The sequence below is a fragment of the Halomonas sp. genome (genome assembly GCF_031581305.1).
Taxonomy (GTDB): domain Bacteria; phylum Pseudomonadota; class Gammaproteobacteria; order Pseudomonadales; family Halomonadaceae; genus Halomonas.
Genome location: NZ_JAVLBC010000233.1, coordinates 1 through 4,471 on the forward strand (window position 1 = coordinate 1; position 4,471 = coordinate 4,471).

The 4,471-nt window shown below is 66.4% G+C and carries 3 protein-coding genes; 1 reads left to right on the top strand and 2 read right to left on the bottom strand.

Going from position 1 to position 4,471, the window contains the following annotated elements; translation table 11 throughout:
* Positions 1-132 precede the first annotated feature (132 nt).
* Complete coding sequence (trxB, locus tag RI841_RS14735; RefSeq protein ID WP_310706388.1) at positions 133-1,083, bottom strand: thioredoxin-disulfide reductase; 951 nt, start codon at positions 1,081-1,083, stop codon at positions 133-135.
* A gap of 146 nt (positions 1,084-1,229) precedes the next feature.
* A complete protein-coding gene (locus RI841_RS14740) occupies positions 1,230-1,439 on the bottom strand; it encodes a CPXCG motif-containing cysteine-rich protein (RefSeq protein ID WP_310706389.1) in 210 nt (69 codons plus the stop codon).
* A 184-nt stretch (positions 1,440-1,623) separates the two neighbouring features.
* On the opposite strand from RI841_RS14740, the gene acnA reads away from it, so the two are divergent.
* Positions 1,624-4,368, top strand: a complete 2,745-nt coding sequence (acnA, locus tag RI841_RS14745; RefSeq protein WP_310706390.1) for an aconitate hydratase AcnA — start codon at positions 1,624-1,626, stop codon at positions 4,366-4,368.
* The last annotated feature ends 103 nt before the right edge of the window (positions 4,369-4,471 follow it).

Genomic DNA, 4,471 nt, shown 5'->3' on the forward strand with positions numbered 1-4,471 from the left:
AGCCGTAAGCCGTAAGCCGTAAGCCGTAAGCCGTAAGCCGTAAGCCGTAAGCCAACGCAATGTAGCACCACCAAGGCTTACGGCAAGGGTGTTTCTTACAGCTTATGGCTTACAGCTCCGGGCGAAGCCCGGTTACAGCTCGTCCAGGTAGCGCTCGGCGTCCAGCGCGGCCATGCAGCCGGTGCCGGCAGAGGTCACGGCCTGGCGGTAGACGTGATCCATCACGTCGCCGGCGGCGAACACGCCCGACACGCTGGTCGCGGTGGCATTGCCGTCGAGGCCGGACTGGACCCGGATATAGCCGCCGGCCATCTCGAGCTGGCCCTCGAAGATGCCGGTATTGGGGCTGTGGCCGATGGCGATGAACAGCCCGGGCGCCTGGATCTCCTTGGTCTCGCCGCTCTCGGTGGACCTGAGCCGCACCCCGGTCACGCCGCTGTTGTCGCCCAGCACCTCGTCCAGGGTCTGGTTCCACTCCAGCACCACGTTGCCGTTCTCGGCCTTCTCGAACAGCTTGTCCTGGAGGATCTTCTCGGCGCGCAGGCTATCCCGACGGTGCACCAGGGTCACCTTGGAGGCGATGTTGGAGAGATAGAGCGCCTCCTCCACGGCGGTATTGCCGCCGCCCACCACGACCACCTCCTGGTTGCGGTAGAAGAAGCCGTCACAGGTCGCACAGGCCGAGACCCCCTGCCCCATGAACGTCTGCTCCGACTCGAGGCCAAGGTAGCGGGCACTGGCGCCGGTGGCGATGATCAGGGCATCACAGGTGTAGGTGCCGTTGTCGCCCTTGAGCGTAAAGGGTCGATCGCGCAGTTCCACCTCGTGGACATGGTCGAAGAGCACCTCGGTATCGAAGCGCTCGGCATGGCGCTTCATCCGCTCCATCAGCTCGGGCCCCTGGACGCCGGACTCGTCCCCCGGCCAGTTGTCCACGTCGGTGGTGGTGGTCAGCTGGCCGCCGGCCTGGATACCGGTGATCAGCAGGGGCTTCAGGTTGGCCCGGGCCGCGTAGACGGCCGCCGTGTAGCCGGCGGGGCCGGAGCCCAGGATGATCAGGCGTTCGTGACGCGCGTCGCTCATGAGATGACCTCGTGGAGTCGGGAATGGCGCAGTGGACTGGGCAATGCCGACACTCGCCGGCATGGCGCAGCCCGCGGCGAGGGCCCACGCTAAGATGCTGTCTGGCGAGGCGGGACGCAGGACCATGCCTCGCGGGTCGTGCCGGGCTAGAGCACATCATCATCACGCCCCAGGTCGAGGGAGACCAGTTCGCCGCTGGCCGGCGACACCTCGATGCGCAACTGGATCGGCGCGCAACACTGCGGACAGTCCTCCCAGGTGGCATGGCTGCCCTGGGAGAGATCGACCAGCAGCTCGAACGGAGTATCGCAGTAGGGGCAGTGCACTGACCGCGGCTCGAGCTCTTCCTCGTGCATCCAGCCTCCCGAAACCGTCATGCCGTATCGCAGCAATATGAGGGGGCGGAGTCGGCATTTCAAGGGCGCCCAAGTTACATGACGCCGGGCGGTGCTTGAAAAGGCCAACTATCATGACCATGTCATCAGCAAGGTACCAGGATGGTGCCCTCACTCCCTGCGATGCGACAGGAGGACAGACAGCATGAGCAACGAGTCCACACCGGATACCCTGCAGACGCTGGACGCCGGCGGCACGACCTATCACTACCACAGCCTGGCGAAGGCCGCCGACGCGCTGGGCAACATCGACCGCCTGCCCAAGACCCTGAAGATCCTGCTGGAGAACCAGCTGCGCTTCGCCGATGACGAGAGCGTCTCCCGCAAGGACATGCAGGCGCTGGTCGACTGGCAGCAGCAGGGCCACTCCGACCGCGAGATCGGCTATCGCCCGGCCCGGGTGCTGATGCAGGACTTCACCGGCGTGCCCGGCGTCGTCGACCTCGCCTCCATGCGCGCCGCGGTGGAGTCGCTCGGCGAGGACCCCGCGCGAATCAACCCGCTGTCGCCGGTGGACCTGGTCATCGACCACTCGGTGATGGTCGACAAGTTCGGCAACCCCACGGCGTTCAAGGACAACGTGGCCATCGAGATGGAGCGCAACCACGAGCGCTATGAGTTCCTCCGCTGGGGCCAGCAGGCCTTCGACAACTTCCGCGTGGTACCGCCCGGCACCGGCATCTGCCACCAGGTCAACCTCGAGTACCTGGGCAAGACCGTCTGGACCAAGGAGCAGGATGGCAGGACGCTGGCCTACCCGGACACCCTGGTGGGGACCGACTCGCACACCACCATGATCAACGGCCTCGGGGTGCTCGGCTGGGGTGTGGGCGGCATCGAGGCCGAGGCGGCCATGCTGGGTCAGCCGGTATCCATGCTGATCCCCGAGGTGGTGGGCTTCAAGCTCACCGGCAAGCTGCGCGAGGGCATCACCGCCACCGACCTGGTGCTGACGGTCACCGAGATGCTGCGCAAGAAGGGCGTGGTGGGCAAGTTCGTCGAGTTCTACGGCGACGGCCTCAAGGACCTGCCGCTGGCCGACCGCGCCACCATCGCCAACATGGCCCCGGAGTACGGTGCCACCTGCGGCTTCTTCCCGGTGGACGACGAGACGCTGACCTACATGCGCCTCACCGGCCGCGATGACGCCCAGCTGGCGCTGGTGGAGGCCTACAGCAAGGCCCAGGGGCTGTGGCGCGAGCCCGGCGACGAGCCCATCTTCAGCGACACCCTGGCATTGGACATGACCGAGGTGGAGGCCAGCCTGGCCGGCCCCAAGCGCCCCCAGGACCGGGTGGCGCTCAAGGACATGAAGACGGCCTTCGCCAAGGTGATGGAGGACGACGGCAAGCCGCTCTCCACCACCGAGAAGGGAAAGCTGATGTCCGAGGGCGGCCAGACCGCCGTGGGCGTCGAGGAGAGCTACGAGCACCACGACAGCCAGGACGTGGACCTCGGCGGCGAGGCCTTCCGGCTGAACCCGGGGGCTGTGGTCATCGCCGCCATCACCTCCTGTACCAATACCTCCAACCCCAGCGTGATGATGGCCGCCGGCCTGCTGGCCCGGAAGGCCCGCGAGAAGGGACTCGCGACCCAGCCGTGGGTCAAGACGTCCCTCGCCCCAGGCTCCAAGGTAGTGACGGACTATCTGGAAGCGGGCGGCTTTTCCGATGACCTCAACGCGCTGGGCTTCAATCTGGTCGGTTACGGCTGCACCACCTGCATCGGCAACTCCGGCCCCCTGCCAGACGAAATCGAAAAAGCCGTGGAAGCGGGTGACCTGACTGTGGCCTCGGTGCTTTCCGGCAACCGCAACTTCGAAGGGCGCGTCCACCCACTGGTGAAGACCAACTGGCTTGCGTCTCCGCCCCTGGTGGTAGCCTACGCCCTGGCCGGTAATGTGCAGTGCGATCTTACCCAGGACGCACTGGGGACCGACAGCGATGGCAATCCGGTATATCTCAAGGATATCTGGCCGTCCCAGGCGGAGATCGCCGAGGCCGTGGAGCAGGTCAACACCGAGATGTTCCGCAAAGAGTATGCCGAGGTGTTCGACGGCGACGAGACCTGGAAGGCCATCGAGGTGCCGCAGAGCAAGGTCTACCAATGGTCGAAGGACTCTACCTACATCCAGCACCCGCCCTTCTTCGAGGGCATGGGACGCACGCCTCCCGCCATCGAGGACGTCAAGGGCGCCCGGGTACTGGCCATGCTGGGCGACTCCGTGACCACCGACCATATCTCGCCGGCCGGCGCCATCAAGCCCGACAGCCCCGCCGGGCGCTACCTGCAGGAACATGGCGTGAAGCCGGTGGACTTCAACTCCTACGGCTCGCGGCGCGGCAACCACGAGGTGATGATGCGCGGCACCTTCGCCAACGTGCGCATCAAGAACGAGATGCTCGATGGCGTGGTCGGCGGCGAGACCCGCCACGTGCCCTCCGGCGAGCAGATGGCGATCTACGACGCCGCCATGCGGTACCAGCAGGAGGGCACGCCGCTGGTGGTGATCGCCGGCAAGGAGTACGGCACCGGCTCCAGCCGCGACTGGGCCGCCAAGGGCACCCGCCTGCTCGGTGTGCGGGCGGTGCTGGCCGAGTCCTACGAACGCATCCACCGCTCCAACCTGATCGGCATGGGCGTGGTCCCGCTGCAGTTCCCGGAAGGCGAGAGCCGCAAGACCCTGGGCCTGACCGGCGACGAGACGGTCTCCATCGAGGGGCTCGCCGACCTCACGCCGGGCGGCAAGGTCAAGGTGACCATCGCCTCCGACAAGGGCGAGAAGACGCTCGAGGCGCTGTGCCGCATCGATACCGCCAACGAGCTGGAGTACTACCGCCACGGCGGCATCCTCCACTACGTGCTGCGCAAGATGATCGGGTCGGCCTGACAGGACGGCCTGACCGAAGCTGCCTGACGGCGAAAGGCATCGGGGACAGGCCGAAGAGGGGGTCCTATGCCAGGGGTGAGGAGCACTGCTCCGAACGGGCTGG

Bases quoted from the DNA above. Each gene is read 5' to 3' on its own strand.
- trxB (WP_310706388.1), bottom strand. From the start codon at position 1,083: ATGAGCGACGCGCGTCACGAACGCCTGATCATCCTGGGCTCCGGCCCC.
- RI841_RS14740 (WP_310706389.1), bottom strand. From the start codon at position 1,439: ATGCACGAGGAAGAGCTCGAGCCGCGGTCAGTGCACTGCCCCTACTGC.
- acnA (WP_310706390.1), top strand. From the start codon at position 1,624: ATGAGCAACGAGTCCACACCGGATACCCTGCAGACGCTGGACGCCGGC.